The sequence below is a fragment of the Acinetobacter sp. A1 genome (genome assembly GCF_012371315.1).
Lineage (GTDB): Bacteria > Pseudomonadota > Gammaproteobacteria > Pseudomonadales > Moraxellaceae > Acinetobacter.
Genome location: NZ_JAAZQY010000001.1, coordinates 99750 through 120322 on the forward strand (window position 1 = coordinate 99750; position 20573 = coordinate 120322).

Below are 20573 nucleotides of genomic sequence, written 5' to 3' on the forward strand. Positions count from 1 at the left end.
ATCAAAAAAAGGTTGTATTCATGTTGAAACATAAAACGATATTAACGGTCAGTATTTTAATTGCAACTTTAGGGGTCACAGCGTGTCAGCCTAAAAAAACTGAGCCAGAAACGGCTGAGCCAAGTCAAACAGAAGTTGAACAGCAAAGTTTAAAACTCGTGGGTGATACTGAAAAACTGAACTTGGCATTGCCACAATGTGAGGGCAAGAATTGCCCTGAAATGACTATTGAGCGTTTAAACAGTAATCAGGCATTTATTGATCATTTTATTGATCAGCAAATTATTAAAGAACTCTCGCAAATATTGACGATTGCACCAAAACAGGCTGCTTCAGAAGCATCAGCCGCACAGGCAGCAGAAGTGACTGCAGCAAGTACTGCTGAAGCACCTGCTAGTAACCCAACAGCCGCCGCAATTGCTCAAGTAGAAACTTTGGCACAAAAACTGGAAAAGCAAACAGTGCCGTATGTGCAAAGTTTTTTAATGCTTGATCAGGAGCTGAAAGCCCTCAGCTCGAATCATAAAATCAGTTTGATGATTAAGCCTAAAATTCTGAATGCAGATCAACCCTTAGCAACGGTAGTGTTAAATAGCAGTAGCTATTTAGGCGGAGCGCATGGTGCATCGGCGCAGCAGTATTATAATTTTGATTTAGAAAAGAAAAAATTAGTCACATTGAATGACATTTTGTTAGATCAGCAGCGCCCACAATTAGAAGGTAAAGCCTATGAGGCATTTAAAAACTGGGTGATCGAATCTGAATTGTCTACCAACGTGAAGGAATATGAGCAGGCGTGGAAATTTAAACTGTCTGATAATTATTACCTAGGCCAACAAGGACTGATTTTGCAATATGCAGAATATGAAATTGGGCCTTATGTGGTAGGGTTGCCACGTTTGACCATTCCTTATGCAGATTTACAGGGTATTTTAAAAACTGCTTACTTGCCACAAGCTGAAACTAAGCCTGCAGCGGCAAGTGAAACAGCAAGCAGTGATGCCCAAGCAAAGCCGAAGTCTTAATATGAACCTCCCGCTATTTGATACGCATACCCATTTTGATGTTGCTGATTTTGATGCTGATCGGGAGCAATTGGCGTATGCGGCCAAGGCAGCGGGGGTAGAGCATTTAGTACTGATCGGTTTTGTGCAATCACGCTTTCAGGATTTGATTGCAACCCAACAGTATTTGAATCAACTTGATCAGGCGCCACGTAGTCATTTGGCGCCTGGACTGCATCCCTTTTATATCGAACAGCATCAGCGTCAGCATTTACACGATTTGGAGCAAATTTTACAACAGCAGCATTGCGTTGCTGTGGGCGAAATTGGTTTAGATACTTTTTTAGCTGAACATAAACAAGCTGAGGCATTTCAAAAACAGCAAGATTTTTTTACAGCCCAATTGGAAATTGCCTGTCATTGGCAAAAGCCTGTATTGCTACATATCCGTAAAGCGCATGCCGATGTATTAAAAATTTTAAAACAACAGCAGTTTCAACTTGGCGGCATCGCCCATGCTTTTAGTGGTGGGGTAGAAGAGGCCAAAGCACTGATCAAGCTAGGTTTTAAAATTGGTGTGACAGGGCAGATCACCAACCCTAATGCAAAAAAACTGCGTCGTGTTGTACAAGAAATTGGTGTTGAAAATTTGGTTTTGGAAACCGACTGTCCCGACATGACGCCATTATGTTGCCAAACCGATACTCAAACCCGTACCCGCAATACGCCTGCCAACTTGATCTATGTGCTTGAAGGTTTGGCGGCTTGTTTGAATATCTCGCCGCAAACGCTGGCTGAACAGCTTTGGCAAAATACATTTCGGGTTTTAGATGTGCGCGAAACAACACCCAAGCCCTGAAACACAGTAAAATGCCTCTACCTTGAAACTATATTTGATGAGCGCATGACTGACCTTCTTCAAGATGACGAATATGAACGCCGTTTTGCAGGCGTTGCCAAAATTTATGGTGACAGTGCATTTCAACATTATGCGCATAGTCATGTGATGGTCATTGGTATTGGCGGGGTTGGTTCTTGGGCGGTCGAGGCCTTAGCACGTACAGGCATAGGTGAGCTGACTTTGGTCGATATGGATGTGGTTGCAGCATCGAACATTAACCGTCAGTTACCTGCCATGAGTGCGACCTTAGGACATGAAAAAATTAATGTGATGGCTGAGCGCTGTCGTTCGATTAATCCACGCATCAAAATTAATTTGGTGGATGATTACTTAAGCCCCGATAACGTCAAAGCGTTATTGGCAACAGCCCCTGACTTGGTGTTGGATTGCATTGATGATGTTAAAGCTAAACTGGCGTTGATGTTGTATTGCCGTTTTAACAAGATTCCGCTCATTGTATCGGGTGGTGCAGGCGGGAAGCTTGATCCACTTAAAATTCGGGTGGCAGATTTATCTAAAACCGAACAAGACCCAATGCTGGCTAAATTGCGAGCTCAATTACGGAGCAAAGGCATTTGTAAAAAGCCAAAAGAAAAGTTTGGTATTACCTGCGTGTATTCTATAGACAATCCATTTTCTAGCGCAGATGTTTGCCCAAGTGCAGGCTTACGTTGCGGTGGTTATGGTTCGGCTGTGGTGGTTACGTCCAGTTTTGCAATGGTGGCTGTGGCTGAAGTGCTGAAAAAACTGGATGCACTGCACAGCAAGAAATAGGCAGAACACCTGCCATGCTGAGTATATCTAGCATGGTCTTTTACGACGATATTCTGCTAAAAGTATGAATTGAAATTTATTCTGCCTGAAGCGACTGCTGCTCTTTTAAATAGGCTTCTGTACGTTGCATGGCCGCCTGAATATTGGCTAGCGCATTTTCCACATCGGCAAAGGTTTTGGCGTTGCCACCACTTAAGGCCTGACGCCATTTCCGCGCACCAGGTAGGTTTTGGAATAAACCCAAAATATGGCGGGTAATCACAGACAGGGGCGCACCCTGTTGTAAGCGTTGCTCAATATAGGGCAACATTTGCTGCATAATTTCAAAACGATCGGGCTGTTCTAGATTCCATAATTGGCCAAGTTCTGCCAATAAATATGGATTGTGATATGCCTCACGCCCAATCATCACCCCATCGACATGCTGTAAATGCGCCTGAGTTTCTGCAAAGGTTTTAATTCCGCCATTAATTTCAATGAATAATTCAGGGCGGTCTTGTTTTAAGCGGTAGACATCTTCATAGCGCAGGGGCGGAACTTCACGGTTTTCTTTAGGCGATAGACCTTGCAGCAAGGCAATTCGTGCATGCACAATAAAATGAGTACAGCCTGTTTGTGCAACAGTATCGACAAAATGCAGCATTTCTTCATAGGAGTGCATATCATCAATGCCAATACGGTGTTTGACTGTCACAGGAATGTCCACCACTTGACGCATCGCGGCAATACATTCAGCCACTAAATCAGGCTCTGCCATTAAGCAGGCACCAATTTTATTGTTTTGTACCCGATCACTTGGGCAGCCGACATTTAGGTTAATTTCATCATAGCCCCAGTCTTGCGCCATTTTGCTGCAGCTTGCTAAATCCTGAGAATTTGAGCCACCTAGTTGTAACACAATTGGATGTTCTTCTTTGCTGTAATCGAGGTGACGTTTGGCATCTCCAAATAAGATGGCGCCTGTTGTGACCATTTCGGTGTACAGCACAATGTTTGGATTAAACAAGCGTGCAAAAAAACGATAATCACGAGTAGTCCAATCCATCATCGGGGCAACGGAAATACGAGGCTGTAAATTTTGGATGGCACGCGTCATAACACACCTGACTGGAAGAGCAAAGATAAGCCGCGCATTATACGGGGTTTGAGAAAAAATCGACAGCGCTAGCAGAGCATCCTAATAAGGAGGTATTTTTCGACTGTAGCACCCAATAAAAGGATACAAGAAAGCGAAGCGACTGAACGATTGGGTATTTGTATCCTTTAACTTTTTTTAGTATGTTGAAAAGATAACGATAAAGCGGCACAAGAGGGATAATAATATGTTGGTTTTAGAAGAAATTTATCGAACCAAGAAAAACGAGTTTTCTGCTGCCTTTAATTTACGCATGCAGCGCAGTTTGAGCTGGTGGAAAAAAGCCATTGCTTTACATGATGATCTTGATTTGCAGTTTATGAGTACTTGGGTGGCACTGAATGCCTTATACGCGCAAGGAAAAACGGCAGAGCAAGAACAACAGACCTTACAGCAGTTTGCATTTAGAGTTTATCAAAAAGATGTAGATCAGCGGATTTCTAGAATTTTGTGGGAAAAGCATCCACAAAGTTTGGAGGTTTTACTGACTAATCCGTATTTGTGTCAAAGCTTTTGGGATTGGCGCAATCAAAAAATCAGCGAAGGTACATGGCGTACAGATTTTGAATCGGAAAAACAGCACATCATGCAGGCTTTGCATACCCACGATTCAGCCAGTATTTTAAGCTTTCTGTTCAAGCGCTTATCGACTTTGCATCAACAACTCGTGCAAGGCGGTGCAACGTATAATAGTGCAATTAACCGCAAACAGCTCAGTCATGCCAGTCTTTTACTTTCGGCATTGCTGCCGTGTTTTATCCAAATTTTATTGGAAAATGTTGAAAGCTTAGAATGGAATGAGTGGAGTCAGCCTTTTTATCCTGTGATGCAAATGTCCTAAACTAGATGGTTGTCGTCAGTCACTTTAAGCTTCTGCAAGATGCTTGCGCTGATGCGTGTGATCAAGCAGGGCAAAGCACATTGCGGCTGCAACAAAACACAGTCCAACCATGCAGCTCCATAGCCATCCACCTTGCTGCCATGCGTAAATCCCTAAAGCGGAACCGCAGGCACCACCTGTAAAATAACTGGTCATATAGACTGAATTGATGCGTGATTTGGCATCTGGGCGTAAGCGGAAAATAATATTTTGATTGCTGCTATGCACAGTCGCTAAGCCAAGGTTAATCAAGCCAAAACCCAAAATATAACTCCACAGTTGGAATTGACCAAAGTAGAGAAACATCCAACTGATGCCGAGCAAGGTTAAGCCGCCCCAAGTCAGCGCTGTGACATAGCCACGATCTGCAATTTTACCCACTTGTTTGGTCGAAAGTGCGCCAAATACTCCAACCAAAGCCACAATACCGACCATGACATCGGCTAAGCCAAAACTAGATTTGAGTAATACGGCAATGGTGGAAAATAAAACACTCATCGCAGCAAAAGCAAAAGCCCCGAGTAATGCGCGATAGACTAAGCGGCGCTCTTCCAAAATCAGTCTGCCCATAGACTGAAATACTGCAAAGTAGCTGAGTTTGCTGGTAGAAATAAAAGGCAAACGTGCTTTGAGTACCGCAGCAATACACAACATGAATATCCCGCTGAGCAGATAAATCACTTTCCAGTGAAATAAATTAGATAGCAAGCCTGCTAAACTGGTCGAAAGTAAAATACCGACCAATAAACCACTCATCAGCAAACCAACAACTTCGCCCATTTTTTCAGGTTTTACGGTCATGGTCGCAAAAGGAATTAATACTTGTGCCGCCACAGAAAATAGCCCTGTGATGATGGTACCAATCCAAAGCATGCTTAAATTGCTAGAAAAGGCACACAAAAACAAACCTACCGATGCCAAGAACATGAGCAAGGGGATGAACTTGGTTTTATTGACAATATCGCCCATCGGTACAATAAACAATAAGCCGAGTGCGTAAGAGACTTGTGCAAATGTCACAGTCAGTGCAACTTGTGACTGTGGAATTTGAAAAGATTGATGAATGGAGTAAATCAAAGGTTGGCAATAATAATTTGCACCTGCACATAAACCGCAGGCAATCGCCATTAACCATAAAAGGGTTTTGTCTTGGCTAATGTCAGGTGCAGTATTCATAGTCTTCCTAGCTTATAAGGCAGTGTGATGCTGTGAGTAAATAGGACGCTGTTTGAGTTTGAGCGATGAAAAATCGGTGAGTATCCTAAACTTTGTGGTGATGTTTTAAGTCTTTAATGTGAAAACTTGTTTTTGGACAATGTAATCATCATCACCCCTATAATATTCAGCAGACAGCCCAACCATTGTATGCCATTCAGGTGCTCACCTAAAAATGCTGTAGCCAATAAAATCGTTAAAATGGGGCCAATTGAGGCAATCATAGCTGATTGTGCTGCACCTAAACGGGCGATGCTGTGCGCCATTAACAAGGTAGGCAGTACTGTCACAAAAATGCCCAAGGCAACGCCGTAGCCCAGTACCTGTAATGGCAGCTGCTGAATCAAAGCTAGAGGATGCGGTGTGGCCAAGCAGTAATGAACCAAGGTACCTAAGCAGGCAATGCTTAAAGCCAAGCCTGTAAAATTCCATGAGCCAAAATGTTGAATCAATCGTCGAGTCAGCAGCAAATAACCCGCAAAACATACCGCACTGGCAAAGACTAAACTGCTGCCTAGCCAAAAGTATGAGTCGTGTGGTGTGTTACTTTGTTCTTGTAGCATCACAATGACTGTGCCGCCATAACTCAGAGCAATGGCAAGTAAACTCAGCCAGCTGAGTTTTTGTTTATAGATCAGGCTAGACGCCAATACAGTCAGAGTTGGATATAAAAAAAGAATAATCCGTTCTAATGATGCGCTAATGAACATCAACCCTAAAAAGTCTAACCAGCTAGAAAAGTAATAGCCGATCAAACCTGAAAAAATCAGCAGTAGCCAATTGCCTTTGGAAATGTTGCGGCTGTGCTGACGGTTGAACCAGCAAATCAACAGAAAAAACGGCAAGGCACTGGCCATACGTAAAGCCATGAGCACAGTGGCATCGACCAATGGCGAAAGTGCATAAGCCTGTTTAATAAAAATCGCTTTGGTGCTGAACAAAAATGCAGCGAATAGCGCAAAGATGGAACCCCATTGCGTGGCATTAAGTTTGATCATGGCAAAAGCTAAAGTGAGGGATGAATGTAAAGTACGATAAAAAGAGTTGAGTGATCCTGCATAGGATTTAAAACGGCAAGTGTGGCAGGAAAAATCAACAACTAAGCATAGCGGATTTTGTGTAAAGGGTCTGCTTTAAAACATCGAAATTAAGTGAAAAGTAAAATAGATTGTGGTTGCACGATAATAGTGCAAAAACTTTTAAAATATTACAAAACACACAAAATCCATCATCAGACAAAATGATGTTTAAAAAAATTCAAAAAAATAATAGCGGTCAACTTAGACATACACTGAATAAATTTACAGAGGGTTTAAAAGTTTTGCTGCTGCCACTTTTAGATTTTATTGATAAGGCAAAGGTTGGTATTTGTAAGGTTTTAATGGGGAGGTATAGGCTCTAAATTAGTACGTATAGCGAGCGATAAAATTTGTCAGAAAAGTCAATTTGGCATTGAAGTTTTAAGTTTTAGCGGTCAAATGTATAGATATATGATCTTTTGGGTCTAAGTCGGATTTTCCCAATTTAGCCAAATGCATGTCAGAATGATCAATGCAAAATTCATTTAAATGTGATGAACTGCTAACTCAAAACTGCTGTGCTGTCGTTTTGATCCTGCCAAATATGGTTGTTGCTGAATAATTAGACTTATATTAAAGAAGCAAAACCTATCAATTATATCTCGCAACAATATTTTTATGAATCATCAGTTCAAAATATGGGTATTTATTAAATAAATATTGGGTGGTAATTTAAAAATGTTGCATTAGAATCCAAAAATTCAACAAAACTTATCCTGAGGGGAAAGCATCGTTATCCACGATGTTGACTTAAGAAAAACTAGCTTGAGGGACGCTCATGCAGATCGGAATTCCAACCGAAACTGTTGTCGGTGAAAATCGTGTCGCTGCGACGCCAGAAACAGTAAAGAAGTTGATTAGCGCGGGTCATAGCGTAGTCATTGAACGTGGTGCGGGTGTTAAAGCCGCTTATATCGACAGTGCTTATGAACAAGTGGGTGCAAGCCTGACAGATGATGCTTATCGTGGCAGTCAAATGATTTTGAAAGTTCGTGCCCCGAAGGGTGATGAAATTCAGAAATTGGCACCGAATAGCACTGTCGTGGCGATGTTTGATCCTTACCGCAATACTGAATTAGATCAGTTTGCTGCGGCTCAGGTGTCTGCATTTGCGTTAGAGCTTTTGCCGCGTACTTTGTCACGTGCACAAAATATGGATGTGTTGTCATCACAAGCCAACTTGGCAGGCTATAAGTCAGTGTTGTTGGCTGCAGCAGAATACCAACGCATGTTCCCAATGTTAATGACGGCTGCGGGTACTGTAAAACCTGCACGTGTTGTGATCATGGGTGTGGGCGTTGCAGGTCTGCAAGCCATTGCAACGGCAAAACGTCTAGGTGCGGTAGTAGAAGCAACTGACTTGCGTCCAACTGCGAAAGATCAGGTAGAGTCTTTAGGCGGTAAATGGCTAGACGTGCCAATGTCTGAAGAAGAACAGCAAAAAGCTGCAGATGCTGCCAAAAATGGCTACGGCTGGATGCCAGGTGAACAATACATTAAAGATCAAGCTGTTATTGTAGATAAAGCTGTTTCTAATGCTGATATTGTGATTACCACGGCATTATTGCCTGGTCGTGATGCACCACGTTTAATCAAAGCTGAAACTGTTGCGAAGATGAAACCGGGTTCAGTCATTTTAGATATGGCAGTAGAAACAGGCGGTAACGTCGAAGGTTCACAATGTGGTGAAACTGTTGTGACTGCCAATGGTGTGAAAATTTTGGGTATCCCAAACATTCCATCTACAGTGTCGACTGAAGCCTCTGCACTTTATGCACGTAATGTATTGAATTTTATTGAAACATTATTTGATAACGACAAGAACTTTGCACTGAATCCTGAAGAAGAAATTCAGAAAGCATTGCTGGTGACCCATAACGGTCAAGTACTGTTAAAGCGTGGTTAAGGAGAACTCTCATGGTTGAAACAATTACGATTTTTGTCCTTGCCATTTTCGTAGGTTACTACGTGGTTTGGGGCGTAACGCCTGCATTGCATACGCCTCTTATGGCGGTAACCAATGCGCTGTCTTCGATCATTATCGTGGGTGCGATGATTCAAACTGTTGGCTTACCAATGGTGGGTGTAGAGGGTAGTGTAGATTTTCAAACTATTAACGTGGTGAGTGTGCTGGGTGCTATTGCTGTGTTCTTGGCAAGTATCAATATTTTTGGTGGTTTCGCAGTAACGGCACGTATGCTGGAAATGTTCAAACCAAAAGCAAAGAAAAAAGAGGGCTAATGCATGGAATTTATTCGTGAATATGCAGACTGGTTCTATTTAATCGGGGCTGTACTTTTTATCTTAACGCTTCGTGGTTTGTCTGGTCCAAAAACAGCAATTGCAGGTAACCGCTACGGCATGATCGCCATGGCAATTGCCGTATTGACCACATTCTTTGTGGCAGATAATCCAGTGGTTTGGATGATCGTAGGTGCTATGGTTTTAGGTGCAATTGTTGGTATTGCTCGCGCACGTACTGTTCCTATGACTCAAATGCCTGAAACAGTTGCACTGATGCACTCTTTGGTGGGTTTAGCAGCAGTTTTAATTGCCATTGCTGCAATTATTCATAACAACAAGTTGGTGGAATTAGGTCCAGACCTATTGGCTGCAAATGGTATTAATTTCCATGAAATGAGCAAAGTTCATTTATTTGAATTGTTTGTGGGGTGTTTCGTGGGTGCAATTACCTTTACTGCATCTGTATTTGCGTACGGCAAACTGGCTGCAAAGAAATGGGCAAAAACCATTTCAGGTGCATGGGTTAAACCTGTTCAAGCATTGATTTTCATTGCTATGTTAGGCTTTGGTATCCACTTCTTCTTGACTGGAAACATGACATCATTCTGGGCAATGACTGGTCTTGCACTTGCATTTGGTTGGGTATGGATTGCACCTGTAGGTGGTGGTGATATGCCAGTGGTGGTATCACTTCTCAACTCATTCTCAGGTTGGGCTGCAGCAGGGATTGGTTTCACACTTGAAAACAACATGCTGATTGTTGCGGGTTCACTTGTAGGTTCATCGGGTGCGATTCTGTCGTACATTATGTGTAAAGCGATGAATCGTTCAATCATCAACGTATTGTTTGGTGGTGCGATGGGTGGTGCAGCAGCACCGACTGCTGGCGCTGGTGAGCAAGTACAACGTAACTACCGCTCAGGTTCTGCAGATGATGCTGGCTTCTTGATGTCAAATGCTGACAGCGTAGTGATTGTACCAGGTTATGGTATGGCGCAAGGTCGTGCACAAAATGCAGTTAAAGAATTGGCTAACTTGCTGAAAGAACAAGGTGTAACTGTTCGCTTTGCGATTCACCCTGTGGCAGGTCGTATGCCAGGTCACATGAACGTATTACTTGCAGAAGCAGACGTACCATACGAAGACATCTTAGAAATGGATGAGATCAACTCAGATTTCCCAGCAACAGATGTAGTACTTGTTATTGGTGCGAATGACGTTGTGAACCCAGCAGCAAAAGACGATCCGAACTCGCCAATTTACGGTATGCCAATTCTTGAAGCGCATAAAGCACGTACCATTATGGTGATCAAGCGCTCAATGGCAACGGGTTATGCCGGTTTGGACAACGACTTGTTCTATAACGACAAGACCATGATGATCTTTGGTGATGCTAAGAAAGTTGTGGAAGATATGACGAAGTCAATCAACGGTACAGGTCACTAAGTGAACTGACTGATAAGAACCGCCTTCGGGCGGTTTTTTTGTTCGTTGTATAAGAGATCGTAAAAGAAAGCTAAAGATCATGCTTCGGAAAATTATCAGCGCACGGAGACCATCGTCAGTGGGTTAAGGTGGGACTTGTGTGGTGCAAATACGTAAGTTGGTTTGCATATGATTTTTTAAACACTGCACATAAAAAAGCGACTTATTTAAAGTCGCTTTTGCATATTTTCTTGGGTCTGTTTTGAAGCTTTAAAGATTAGGCAACCGATTCAGGTGTGGTACGCCATAAGCTTTCAAGGTCATAGAATTTACGTGCAGTTGGTAACATAAGATGTACCACAACAATGCCAAGATCAACCAAGATCCATTCAGCATCGCGTTCGCCTTCAATGCCGATTGGGCGGAAACCCGCTTTACGTGCTTCTTCAGCAACATTATCGGCAAGGGATTTAACATGACGCGTTGATGTGCCGCTGGCAATGACAATCGCATCTGCAACATTGCTGATGCTGCTGACATCAAGCTCAACAATTTCTTTGGCTTTTACATCGAGTAGTGCTTCATGTACAACTTGAAGGCAAGTTTGTACGTCATGCTTTGCGGTGTTCATTGCAAGATCGTGAGAATTAGAAGCGCCGGGCGATGGTTCTAAATTCATGGGGTGTATAATTTCCTAAAATTATTCATCGTCTAATATAGCCGTTTTGGCCTAAAAATTCAAATCGCACCGATTTTAACCATTTTGTTGTGCCGGAAAAAACTTGTCTTTCCACGCAAATGATTGATTTGATGTTAAACGTGGGCGATATTCGGCAGCGACATAACCTGCGTAATTACTTTGCGCTAACCATGCAAATAATGCGGTATAGTCCAAATGGCCTGTGTCAGGTTCATGGCGTCCTGGGTAGTCAGCAAATTGAATATGACCAATATCTTGCAAGTTTTCCTGTAGTGCGCTGAGCACATCTTCACCCATCATGGCCATGTGATAACAATCGAATTGCATTTTGAGTGCAGGGTGTTTGACAGCTTCTAACATTTCCTGAGCTTGGGCAATGTTCTGTACCAGAAAACGTGGCATATCTGTGCCATTGATCATTTCAAATACAGGTTGAATCTGGTGCTCAGTGAGCATGGAGCAAGCCAGTTTTAGATTTTCTGCCAGTGTGTTTAAGCAAGGTAACAAGTCTGCATCGGCAGGTTGTTTGCCTGCCAAAATATTCACACTCGGCACGTTTAGGGCTTTGGCATAGGTAATGGCTTGTTCTAAGCCACGATGAAATTCAAGTTCTTTACCGGGTACCCCCGCTAAGCCATCACCCCCTTGCATGAGGTCACCCGCAGGCACATTAATCAGACACAGGCTAAGCGCATGCAGCTGAAGTTGAGTTTGAATTTGTTCGATACTGAGCTCGTAGGGAAACTGAATTTCAACGTGCTGAAAACCATGTTGGCGAGCAAGGGCAAAGCGTTCAATTAATGGGACTTCGGTAAATATCATTGACAGATTAACCGCAAGTTTAGACATGCATAAGCTCCTTGCTCAGGAATGGTAATGAAAAAATTTAAGCTTCAACTTGGTAAATAATGCTGGCTAAATCTGCTTCGGCAAAACCTTTAGCCTGATGGGCTTGAAGCTGAGATAGAGCTTTTTGGGCAACAGGAATCTGCAGCTGAAACGCTGCGGCAAGTTGCACTGCATTATTTAAATCTTTAGACAGGGTTTGTACTTTCCATTGCACAGGTTCAAAACTGTGGGTGGCCATACGTGGGGTTAAAATCTGAAACGGTTTTGAATCGGCAAAACCACCTGCCAAAGCTGGGGCAAGTAGCTGTGTATCTACACCTGCTTGAGCAGCAAGGGCAACGGCTTCTGCAATTAAGGTACTATTTGCGGCAACAATCAATTGATTGCAAATTTTGGTGGCTTGTCCTGTTGCGGTTTCGCCCATGCGGGTCACACGTTGTGACAGCACCGCATAAATTGGGCTTAATTTTTCAATAGTGTTGGCATCGCCACCTGCAAAAATTACTAGCGTACCTTGTTCTGCTCCCGCGGTGCCACCAGATACAGGTGAGTCAATCCAAGTCACGTGTTTTTGCTTGGCTTGTTGTGCAAGGGCTTTGGTTTGTGCAACCGATAAGCTGGAAAAATCAACAATGACTTGTTGGGCAGTTAAGTACGGTTCAATTTGATCAAATACACTTTGAACTGCATGATCATCTGCTAAACAGGTCAAAATGACAGGGTATTGCCCGATCTCTTGCAGCTGAAGCAGTTTAGCACCTGCATTGATTAATGGTTCGCATGCAGCAGGACTGCGGTTCCATACTGCAACCTTATAACCTGCCTGAATTAAGCGGGTCGCCATGCGCGTGCCCATGAGTCCCATACCTAAAAAAGCGATTTGTGTGTCATGGTCAAAGTGCATAGCGAGTTCTCCTTTTTGCCTACATTACAAGCCCTTGATGAAATGTCAATCTCGCCTTTGGTCAAAGTAGGCAGCAGATTTTGCGATTAAAATTGACGTGGGGCAAAGCGTACTTCTGGATTTTTGTCCTTTTTACGCGCCAATTGGCTATTTTTACCCAATAATAATTTTAATTGCCAAATTTTTTCTAAGCGTAAAGATTTTGCAGGCGTGTGTTCCATGGCATCCAATACTTGTTTGGCTGCTGCCAAAGCATCGGGAGAGCGCTGTGCAATTTCTTCGGCAAGCACTTGTGCTTGTTGTAATGGGCTATCGGCAAGATGTGTCACTAAACCAATTTCTTTGGCATAGTTGGCATCAAAAATACGTGCGGTGAGGGTTAATTCTTTGGCAAGGTCTAAACCAATTAAACCTTTTAAAGAGCGGCTGAGTCCCATGTCTGGCACTAAGCCCCAGCGACTTTCCATGATCGACATTTGTGTATCGGGATGCGCAATACGAATGTCTGCAGCCAACGCCAGTTGCATGCCTGCGCCAAAACAGTAACCTTGCATTGATGCAATGACAGGTACAGGTAACTCCTGCCAAACCAAAAATGCTTTTTGGAATAGACTTTGCCCTGGTTTAATCAGTTCCCAAGCTGCGAAAGCACGGTTTTGTGGATTGTTGAGGTCGGCTAAATCAATGCCAGCGCTAAAAACTTGTGCTTCGCCTGTTAAAATTACACAACGTAAGCTACGGTCTTTTTTCAGTTTTTCTGCGGTACGTACCAATTCCTTGAGCAGGGCAAAGCTCATCGCATTGCGCTTGTCTGGACGGTTTAAGGAAACGATTGCAATGCCATTATTTTTTTCAATACGAAGTAAGGTCATGTTGTGAACTCTTGTTTTGACTGGGCAAAGCATAGCATGCACAGCCCCAAGATAAATGACAGCAGAGTCACGGCCAAAACGGTGGACTCTGCCTGAAATGATTCCTAAAAATCATGTGATGCTTTTTGTGAAACGTGTATTTAAAACGCTATTTTTGCTTTGACGAAATGCTATTCATCCCAGATTCACTACGAACCAGTTGCTGTGTGTTGAGCAAAAATATGTTCTGCTGCATGTTCCACTTGTTGGATGCAGGCTTTTAGCTCCTGATAACGATTCAGCACTTCCTGCACAAAGAGTTCGTCGGCTTTACGACGTTCCTTGCGCAAGGTCGATACAAACTGTTCAAATGAGCCCGTGACATCCTGCAGGTTTGGTGTGCCAACATAACGGGTTGCACCATATAGTCGATGCAATACGTGCTCGAGTTGCGGAAAATCTTCCAGTTCAATCAGTTGTTCCATTTCATTTAATTCGGTGGCAAAACTGTCGACCAGCATTTTTAGTAAATCTACTGCAAGGTCTTCTTTGTTGGCAGCGAGCATCAGACTTTGTTGCCAGTTCAGCACGTCTGGATCAAGTGCTTCAATTACAATGGCTTTATCAACCGCAGGCGGTTTATTAAAACTTTGCGTGGTCCAGTGGGTGAGAATCTGAATGATCTGCTCAATCTGAATCGGTTTGGTGACATAGTCATCCATGCCCACTTTCAGCAGTTTTTGTTTTTCATCGGCAAGTGCGTGTGCAGTCAGGGCAATAATTGGCAGACGTTTGTGATTTTCCAGTGTCGATTCTAAAGAACGGATCGCCCGGGTGGTGTCTACCCCAGACATAACAGGCATTTGAATGTCCATGAAAATCAAATCGAAAGGCTGTAATCCTTGCTCAATACGTTGTTGCAGAATATCTAAAGCCTCCTGACCACTTTGTGCTTTGGTGGTGGTGACGTTGAGTTCGCCCAATAAAGCTTCTAGAACAATCAGGTTTGGCAAGTGATCATCTACTGCCAAAATGTGCAAGCCTTTACCATCAAATGAAGTTGCATCAGGTTCGACAAAGTTGTGTTCATTGTTGAGTAATTGAATCAGCGCAGAACGACTGAGCGGTTGATACAAGGCGCGTGCACGGTACTCATTCAACACACTTGGGTCAATTGACATTTGATAGCCATAAACAGCCAAATTTCCCTGATAACGTGTGCGAATTTCTTTCAATAGCGCTTCGGTGTCACTGCTGTGATCCACAATTAACCAGGTATTGTCTTGCGTATTTGCTACATCTTTTAAGCGGCTGAATAAATCTAAAATAGAAGCTGTTTCAATGTGTTGTACTGCATAATTTTCTAGATAATGACGCAAAACATTGGCAGTGGCAGGGTGTGCCAAATATGACACCACTTGCACATCTTTAAAGCTCGGATGCTGTTGCTCATGTGCCTCATCTACAGCAAACATGGCGGTAAACCAGAAGGTTGAGCCTTTTTCTGTTGGGGCACGCTCTTGATTGTCTTCAAAGCCAATTTGACCTTGCATTAAATGCACTAATTGCTTGGAGATCGCAAGGCCTAAGCCTGTACCACCAAACTGGCGCGTGACTGAAGTATCGCCCTGAGAGAAAGATTCGAACAGCTTTTTGCGGTCTGTGCCGCTTAAACCAATGCCACTATCCTGTACGCTAAAGTGAATCAGGCATTGTCCAATATCGTCATGTTCCACGCGCGCACGTACAATAATTTCACCATCGGGTGTGAATTTAATCGCATTGGAAATCAGGTTGGTTAAAATTTGTTTAAAGCGTAAAGCATCACCCAACACATGCTGTGGTACGTTGTCGGCAAAGTAAAAAACCATGTTGATGTGCTTTTGCGCGGCCAACGGCGAGAGCATATCCATCACATCAAAAATAGCTTCTTCTAAATCAAAAGGCGCAGTATCCAGTTCCAGTTTACCGGCATCAATTTTGGAAAAATCCAAAACATCATTAATTAAAGCCAAAAGGTGCGCAGACGATTTACGAATGGTTTGTAAATACAAATTCTGCTCATTACTCAGGTTTTCCTGACGCAATAACAGGTGAATAAAGCCATCTATACTGTTCAGCGGGGTTCTGAGTTCGTGACTGATATTGGCCAAAAATACCGATTTGGATTGGTTGGCAGAAATCGCTTGGTCACGTGCTTGACGGTAGGTGATGTTCTGCACTTCTAAGGTGTCGAGGGTACGACGCAAGTCATCTTCAGTTTGTTCGGTATGTTCTTTGAGTTCCAAAAAGCTGAAATGCAGGCGTTTGACTACATTGGCAATATCACGCTGTAATAAACGCAGTTCACCCGTACTGTTAATCACCATGTGTTGATCAAGCGTATCGGCATTCAGACGTTGCAACTGCATGCGAATTTCATACATCGGTGCAATCCAGCGACGTGAATAGAAATTCAGACACAGCAATAACAGTAATAAGGTCAGTAAACCTGTGGCAATCAAGACAATCATGACCCGATAGCGGGCAATTTGTAGCGGTTGATTGTCTAGCTCAATCAATAACCATGCAGGTTGGTTGATGTCTTGCTGCACTTGCATGCCATAAACATGATTATTGTTATATAGAATTGGGCCAAAAAACTCGGCATTTTTTGGAAATTTTGGCCAGCCCGCTTGGTCTTGAAAGCCCATGCTTAAGCGTCGTGTACCTGTGGCATCAATCAGTGCAGTACGAATCAAATGCTTTTCGTTCATCATATTTTGCATATAAGAACGTGCTTCTTCGTACTTCCATGGAAAGCTAGATAATTGATGTAGGGCTGCTTCAGACGGTAATTCAAATCGGGTCAAAATCGCAATTGCCATTTGCCGCTGTTGTGCTTTGGCTGCATTAGAGGTTTCAGATAGAACCAACATGGTTCCAACACATGCCAAAATCATAATTGGCACAAAAATGAGCGCAATCAGCTGTCCATAAGCATGATTTAAGTGCAAGCGCTTAAATAACTTTTTGTTGATATTTGACATGGTTCATGCAGTTTAATCCTTATGCAAGGCAGTTTAGCATGCTTTATTTCGGCTGACTGTGTTTTCATCTGCTTCTGTGCTAGAGATGTCGATTTTCATGGATGCGTAGGTCATTTATAGAAGTTAAGTCGTGTGGATTTAAACGGTATTTGATGTGGTTGAAGCGATAAAAAATGAGTCAAAGCAATGAGGGGCCGCAACGATGTAAAGGAATGCATAAATTCTCGGCAGACTCTTGTAGATTTGATAAAAAGCCAGTGAAAAACGTGCAGGAAGGTGCATTTTTTCATACAATAAGCCCACCTTGATATTGGTACAGAGCATGCGTGATACCCAACCAGATTTCCAAAGTGATGAGTTTTTACTAGACCATTATGTGGGCAAAACCCCATTGGTGCGTTTGCAGCGTTTGGCTCAACATACGCAGGCAACGGTTTTGGCAAAACTGGAAGGGAATAACCCTGCGGGTTCGGTCAAAGACCGTCCTGCCTATAACATGATTATGCAGGCAGAAAAACGCGGTGAAATTCGACCAGGTGATACTTTAATTGAAGCAACCAGTGGTAACACAGGCATTGCTTTGGCAATGGTAGCAGCCATGCGTGGTTATAAAATGCAGCTGATCATGCCTGATAATATGAGTCAGGAGCGTAAAGATGCTATGCGGGCTTATGGGGCTGAACTGATTGAAGTGACCAAAGCACAAGGCATGGAAGGTGCACGTGATTTGGCTTTGCAAATGCAACGTGAAGGCAAAGGCTTGGTGCTGAATCAATTTGGTAATCCTGACAATGTGCAGGCACACTATCTGACCACGGGCCCTGAAATTTGGCAGCAAACGGGTGGAAAAATCACTCACTTTGTCAGTTCTATGGGTACCACAGGTACCATTATGGGCGTGTCTAAATATTTAAAAGAACAAAACCCAGATATTCAAATTATTGGTTTACAGCCTTCCGACGGTTCAAGCATTGCAGGTATCCGTCGCTGGCCTGAAGCCTATTTACCGACTATTTTTGACCGTAGCCGTGTCGATCGTATTATTGATATTCCGCAAATTGAAGCTGAAAAAACCATGCGCAAACTGGCGCAAAAAGAAGGCATCAGTGCGGGAACATCTTCAGGTGGTGCGGTTTGGGCGGCATTAAAAATTGCTGAAGAAAATCCAGATGCAGTCATCGTGTGTATTATTTGTGACCGTGGTGACCGTTATTTATCGACAGGGTTATTCTCTGTTCAAGACCCTGAATAGCCGAAAAGCATTCATTTCTTTGTAGCTGACTGAGTAAAATCGTATGCGTTTACCTGTGCTGATTTTCGATATTGAAACCGTTACCGATTTGAAATCAGGCGCGCATTTATATCAGCTGAATTTACCTGAGGCTGAACTTGAACACGCGTTGATGAAACTGCGTCGGCAAGAAGCGGGCACCGATTTTCAGCGTCTGCCTTTGCATGAAATAGTCTGCATTTCAGGCTTGTGGATTGATGAACACGGCATGAAACTGTTTTCATTTAGCCGCGAACAAGACAGTGAAGCAGCAATGCTGAAAAAGTTCTTGTCTATTTTTGATAAGCGTCATCCGACTTTGGTGAGCTGGAATGGTTCGCAGTTCGATCTGCCTGTAATTTTATTCCGTGCCATGTATCATGGGCTGTCTGCGCCGAGTTTGTTTGATCAGGGCGAGATTGATCAGCAAAAACGTTATAACAATTATCAAAACCGTTACCATCAACGTCATGTCGATTTAATGGATGTGATGGCCATGTTCAATGGTCGCCATTTTCAGAAACTGGATGATATGGCCTATTTGTTGGGCTTCCCGGGTAAGCGGGTAGACGCGGGTTATCGTGTCCCTGAATTTATGCAAACAGGTGAATGGCTCAGACTGACACGCTACTGTGAAGGCGATGTACTGAATACTTGGCTAATTTATCTGCGCTGGCTGTTGCTGAAAGGGCAGTTATTGCCTGAAGATCATACTTTATGGGTACAGCACACCATTCAATATTTGCATACTCAACCGCAACATGAAGATTTTTTGAAAGTGTGGCAGCAGAGTTCACAGCAAACTGAATTTACCCGTGCAGACTTCCCTGAGCAGGCTTCATCTACAGCACTGAATCAGGCGAGCGAAAGTTCGGCATGGTCTGCTCCTTCACCTTCTTCTGACGCCTAGGTACACATGAAACATCGCAGCAAACAACGAACGACTCAGCAGGCTGTGCATTGCTTTCAGGTCGAGTCTTTATCGCATGAAGGGCGTGGTATTGCACATTATGGTCATCAGGCAGAGCATCCTGCTGAAAAGCACGGTAAAACGGTGTTTATTGAAGGAGCTTTGCCCGGTGAAACTGTACGCGCCAAAATTACTCAAAGTAACAAGCGTTTAGAACAAGCCGAATGTTTAGAAGTACTAGGTGAGCCGTCAGCTTTGCGGGTAGCTCCGCCATGTCCGCATTATCAACAATGTGGTGGTTGCAGCATGCAGCATATTCAGGTGGATGAGCAGATTCGTTTAAAGCAACAAGTGTTGCAGTCACACTTGCAGCACTTTGCGCAGGTGCAGCCTGAAGAGTGGCTTGCGCCATTACGTTCAAAACGTGAAGATTATCGTCGTAAAGCACGTGTTGGTGTGCGTTATTTGCCCAATCAAGATAAATTGGTGGTCGGTTTTCGTGAGCGCAACAGCAACAAACTGACCAGCATTGATCGTTGCTTGGTGCTTGATCAGGCTTTTGGTTCTTTGACTCGTCTTAAGCAGCTACTCCAAAGTCTAACAGGCAAAGCCCATATTGGTCATATAGAATTGGCCATGGGAGATCAAGAGATTGCTTTGGTGGTACGGCATACAGAAAAATTATCTGCAGCCGATGTCAACCAATTACAACAATTTGCGTTACAGAAACATTGGCAATTGTATTTGCAACCTGAAGGCCCAGACAGTTTACATCGGGTTGATGATCCACACGCACCGATGCGTTTGCATTATCGTTTAGATGATTTTGATGTGGATTTTGGCTTTCATCCGCAAGACTTTACTCAGGTCAATTCAACCATTAACCCACAGATGGTGAAGCTGGCATGCGATTTGCTTGAGTTAAAATCAGGTGATCGGGTGCTTGATCTGTTTTGTGGATTGGGCAACTTTTCTTTACCACTGGCGCGCTGCGTTGGTACGACAGGATCAGTGGTTGCAGTTGAGGGTTCTGAGCAGATGGTGCAGCGTGGTGCAGAAAATGCACAGCTCAATGATTTAGATCATGTTAGGTTTTATTCACAAGATTTAACAAAAGATTTTTCGCATCATTCTTGGGCAAATCAAGGATTTGAGGCATTATTAATTGACCCTCCGCGCTCAGGTGCAGAGGAGGTGATGCATTATGTGCCCAAATTTGGTGCAGATAGAATCGTTTATGTGTCGTGTAATCCAGCCACACTCGCAAGGGATGCAGGTGTATTGGTCAAGCAGGGCTATCAATTGAAAAAAGCAGGTGTGATGGATATGTTTACCCATACGGGTCACGTTGAATCCATTGCCTTGTTTCAGAAAGAAAAGCAAATAAACGATTTATAATATGA

At 43.3% G+C, this 20573-nt stretch carries 18 protein-coding genes; 10 read left to right on the top strand and 8 right to left on the bottom strand.

Annotation, left to right across the window (positions count from 1 at the left end; all coding sequences use genetic code 11):
- Positions 1 to 20 precede the first annotated feature (20 nt).
- Genes HHA41_RS00525 through HHA41_RS00535 form a run of 3 tightly spaced genes read left to right on the top strand, consistent with a single transcriptional unit; the run spans position 21 to position 2679 of the window.
- A complete protein-coding gene (locus tag HHA41_RS00525; protein ID WP_168460007.1) occupies positions 21 to 1025 on the top strand; it encodes an RsiV family protein in 1005 nt (334 codons plus the stop codon).
- A gap of 1 nt (position 1026) precedes the next feature.
- Positions 1027 to 1863 (top strand): TatD family hydrolase, encoded by an 837-nt coding sequence (locus HHA41_RS00530; RefSeq protein WP_168460008.1) that lies wholly within the window; start codon positions 1027 to 1029, stop codon positions 1861 to 1863.
- Between the two features lie 45 nt (positions 1864 to 1908).
- On the top strand, positions 1909 to 2679 hold the full coding sequence (locus HHA41_RS00535) for a tRNA threonylcarbamoyladenosine dehydratase (protein WP_168460009.1): 771 nt from the start codon (positions 1909 to 1911) through the stop codon (positions 2677 to 2679).
- A gap of 76 nt (positions 2680 to 2755) precedes the next feature.
- Here the strand turns inward: HHA41_RS00535 and dusA are convergent, their stop codons facing one another.
- Positions 2756 to 3775 (bottom strand): tRNA dihydrouridine(20/20a) synthase DusA, encoded by a 1020-nt coding sequence (dusA, locus tag HHA41_RS00540; protein ID WP_168460010.1) that lies wholly within the window; start codon positions 3773 to 3775, stop codon positions 2756 to 2758.
- 226 nt (positions 3776 to 4001) lie between these two features.
- On the opposite strand from dusA, the gene HHA41_RS00545 reads away from it, so the two are divergent.
- A complete protein-coding gene (locus HHA41_RS00545) occupies positions 4002 to 4655 on the top strand; it encodes a hypothetical protein (protein ID WP_168460011.1) in 654 nt (217 codons plus the stop codon).
- A 24-nt stretch (positions 4656 to 4679) separates the two neighbouring features.
- Here HHA41_RS00545 and HHA41_RS00550 read toward each other — a convergent pair whose 3' ends face one another.
- Both HHA41_RS00550 and HHA41_RS00555 read right to left on the bottom strand, forming a co-directional pair.
- Positions 4680 to 5870, bottom strand: a complete 1191-nt coding sequence (locus tag HHA41_RS00550) for an MFS transporter (RefSeq protein ID WP_168419155.1) — start codon at positions 5868 to 5870, stop codon at positions 4680 to 4682.
- A 113-nt stretch (positions 5871 to 5983) separates the two neighbouring features.
- Positions 5984 to 6907: a DMT family transporter gene (locus HHA41_RS00555; RefSeq protein ID WP_168419153.1), complete on the bottom strand. Its 924-nt coding sequence runs from the start codon at positions 6905 to 6907 to the stop codon at positions 5984 to 5986.
- 859 nt (positions 6908 to 7766) lie between these two features.
- On the opposite strand from HHA41_RS00555, the gene HHA41_RS00560 reads away from it, so the two are divergent.
- The 3 genes from HHA41_RS00560 to HHA41_RS00570 are packed head-to-tail and all read left to right on the top strand — an operon-like array spanning position 7767 to position 10678.
- Positions 7767 to 8894, top strand: coding sequence for a Re/Si-specific NAD(P)(+) transhydrogenase subunit alpha (locus HHA41_RS00560; RefSeq protein WP_168460012.1), 1128 nt, complete (start codon positions 7767 to 7769; stop codon positions 8892 to 8894).
- Between the two features lie 11 nt (positions 8895 to 8905).
- Complete coding sequence (locus HHA41_RS00565; RefSeq protein ID WP_168419150.1) at positions 8906 to 9229, top strand: proton-translocating transhydrogenase family protein; 324 nt, start codon at positions 8906 to 8908, stop codon at positions 9227 to 9229.
- 3 nt (positions 9230 to 9232) lie between these two features.
- Positions 9233 to 10678 (top strand): NAD(P)(+) transhydrogenase (Re/Si-specific) subunit beta, encoded by a 1446-nt coding sequence (locus tag HHA41_RS00570; protein WP_168419149.1) that lies wholly within the window; start codon positions 9233 to 9235, stop codon positions 10676 to 10678.
- A gap of 256 nt (positions 10679 to 10934) precedes the next feature.
- On the opposite strand, the gene rsfS is transcribed toward HHA41_RS00570, so the two are convergent.
- From rsfS to HHA41_RS00595, 5 genes are all read right to left on the bottom strand, one after another.
- Positions 10935 to 11336, bottom strand: coding sequence for a ribosome silencing factor (rsfS, locus tag HHA41_RS00575; protein WP_168419147.1), 402 nt, complete (start codon positions 11334 to 11336; stop codon positions 10935 to 10937).
- Between the two features lie 75 nt (positions 11337 to 11411).
- Positions 11412 to 12206 carry a TIM barrel protein gene (locus HHA41_RS00580; protein ID WP_168460014.1) on the bottom strand — a complete coding sequence of 265 codons (795 nt, stop codon included), beginning with the start codon at positions 12204 to 12206 and terminating at the stop codon, positions 11412 to 11414.
- A 37-nt stretch (positions 12207 to 12243) separates the two neighbouring features.
- Positions 12244 to 13110: an NAD(P)-dependent oxidoreductase gene (locus HHA41_RS00585; protein WP_168419145.1), complete on the bottom strand. Its 867-nt coding sequence runs from the start codon at positions 13108 to 13110 to the stop codon at positions 12244 to 12246.
- 86 nt (positions 13111 to 13196) lie between these two features.
- The gene (locus HHA41_RS00590) at positions 13197 to 13982 is read right to left on the bottom strand and encodes a crotonase/enoyl-CoA hydratase family protein (RefSeq protein ID WP_168460015.1); all 786 of its coding nucleotides are present in this window, start codon (positions 13980 to 13982) and stop codon (positions 13197 to 13199) included.
- Between the two features lie 188 nt (positions 13983 to 14170).
- A complete protein-coding gene (locus HHA41_RS00595; protein ID WP_168460016.1) occupies positions 14171 to 16990 on the bottom strand; it encodes an ATP-binding protein in 2820 nt (939 codons plus the stop codon).
- A 322-nt stretch (positions 16991 to 17312) separates the two neighbouring features.
- Here HHA41_RS00595 and cysM point away from each other — a divergent pair, with 322 nt between their 5' ends.
- From cysM to rlmD, 3 genes are read left to right on the top strand one after another with little or no spacing between them, the layout of a single operon-like run.
- The gene (cysM, locus tag HHA41_RS00600; protein ID WP_168419141.1) at positions 17313 to 18242 is read left to right on the top strand and encodes a cysteine synthase CysM; all 930 of its coding nucleotides are present in this window, start codon (positions 17313 to 17315) and stop codon (positions 18240 to 18242) included.
- Positions 18243 to 18285: 43 nt separating this feature from the next.
- A complete protein-coding gene (locus tag HHA41_RS00605; protein WP_168460018.1) occupies positions 18286 to 19170 on the top strand; it encodes a 3'-5' exonuclease in 885 nt (294 codons plus the stop codon).
- 6 nt (positions 19171 to 19176) lie between these two features.
- Positions 19177 to 20568, top strand: a complete 1392-nt coding sequence (gene rlmD / locus HHA41_RS00610) for a 23S rRNA (uracil(1939)-C(5))-methyltransferase RlmD (protein ID WP_168460019.1) — start codon at positions 19177 to 19179, stop codon at positions 20566 to 20568.
- The last annotated feature ends 5 nt before the right edge of the window (positions 20569 to 20573 follow it).

Coding starts and splice junctions, on each gene's coding strand:
- HHA41_RS00525 (WP_168460007.1), top strand. CDS start 21: ATGTTGAAACATAAAACGATATTAACGGTCAGTATTTTAATTGCAACT.
- HHA41_RS00530 (WP_168460008.1), top strand. CDS start 1,027: ATGAACCTCCCGCTATTTGATACGCATACCCATTTTGATGTTGCTGAT.
- HHA41_RS00535 (WP_168460009.1), top strand. CDS start 1,909: ATGACTGACCTTCTTCAAGATGACGAATATGAACGCCGTTTTGCAGGC.
- dusA (WP_168460010.1), bottom strand. CDS start 3,775: ATGACGCGTGCCATCCAAAATTTACAGCCTCGTATTTCCGTTGCCCCG.
- HHA41_RS00545 (WP_168460011.1), top strand. CDS start 4,002: ATGTTGGTTTTAGAAGAAATTTATCGAACCAAGAAAAACGAGTTTTCT.
- HHA41_RS00550 (WP_168419155.1), bottom strand. CDS start 5,870: ATGAATACTGCACCTGACATTAGCCAAGACAAAACCCTTTTATGGTTA.
- HHA41_RS00555 (WP_168419153.1), bottom strand. CDS start 6,907: ATGATCAAACTTAATGCCACGCAATGGGGTTCCATCTTTGCGCTATTC.
- HHA41_RS00560 (WP_168460012.1), top strand. CDS start 7,767: ATGCAGATCGGAATTCCAACCGAAACTGTTGTCGGTGAAAATCGTGTC.
- HHA41_RS00565 (WP_168419150.1), top strand. CDS start 8,906: ATGGTTGAAACAATTACGATTTTTGTCCTTGCCATTTTCGTAGGTTAC.
- HHA41_RS00570 (WP_168419149.1), top strand. CDS start 9,233: ATGGAATTTATTCGTGAATATGCAGACTGGTTCTATTTAATCGGGGCT.
- rsfS (WP_168419147.1), bottom strand. CDS start 11,336: ATGAATTTAGAACCATCGCCCGGCGCTTCTAATTCTCACGATCTTGCA.
- HHA41_RS00580 (WP_168460014.1), bottom strand. CDS start 12,206: ATGTCTAAACTTGCGGTTAATCTGTCAATGATATTTACCGAAGTCCCA.
- HHA41_RS00585 (WP_168419145.1), bottom strand. CDS start 13,110: ATGCACTTTGACCATGACACACAAATCGCTTTTTTAGGTATGGGACTC.
- HHA41_RS00590 (WP_168460015.1), bottom strand. CDS start 13,982: ATGACCTTACTTCGTATTGAAAAAAATAATGGCATTGCAATCGTTTCC.
- HHA41_RS00595 (WP_168460016.1), bottom strand. CDS start 16,990: ATGTCAAATATCAACAAAAAGTTATTTAAGCGCTTGCACTTAAATCAT.
- cysM (WP_168419141.1), top strand. CDS start 17,313: ATGCGTGATACCCAACCAGATTTCCAAAGTGATGAGTTTTTACTAGAC.
- HHA41_RS00605 (WP_168460018.1), top strand. CDS start 18,286: ATGCGTTTACCTGTGCTGATTTTCGATATTGAAACCGTTACCGATTTG.
- rlmD (WP_168460019.1), top strand. CDS start 19,177: ATGAAACATCGCAGCAAACAACGAACGACTCAGCAGGCTGTGCATTGC.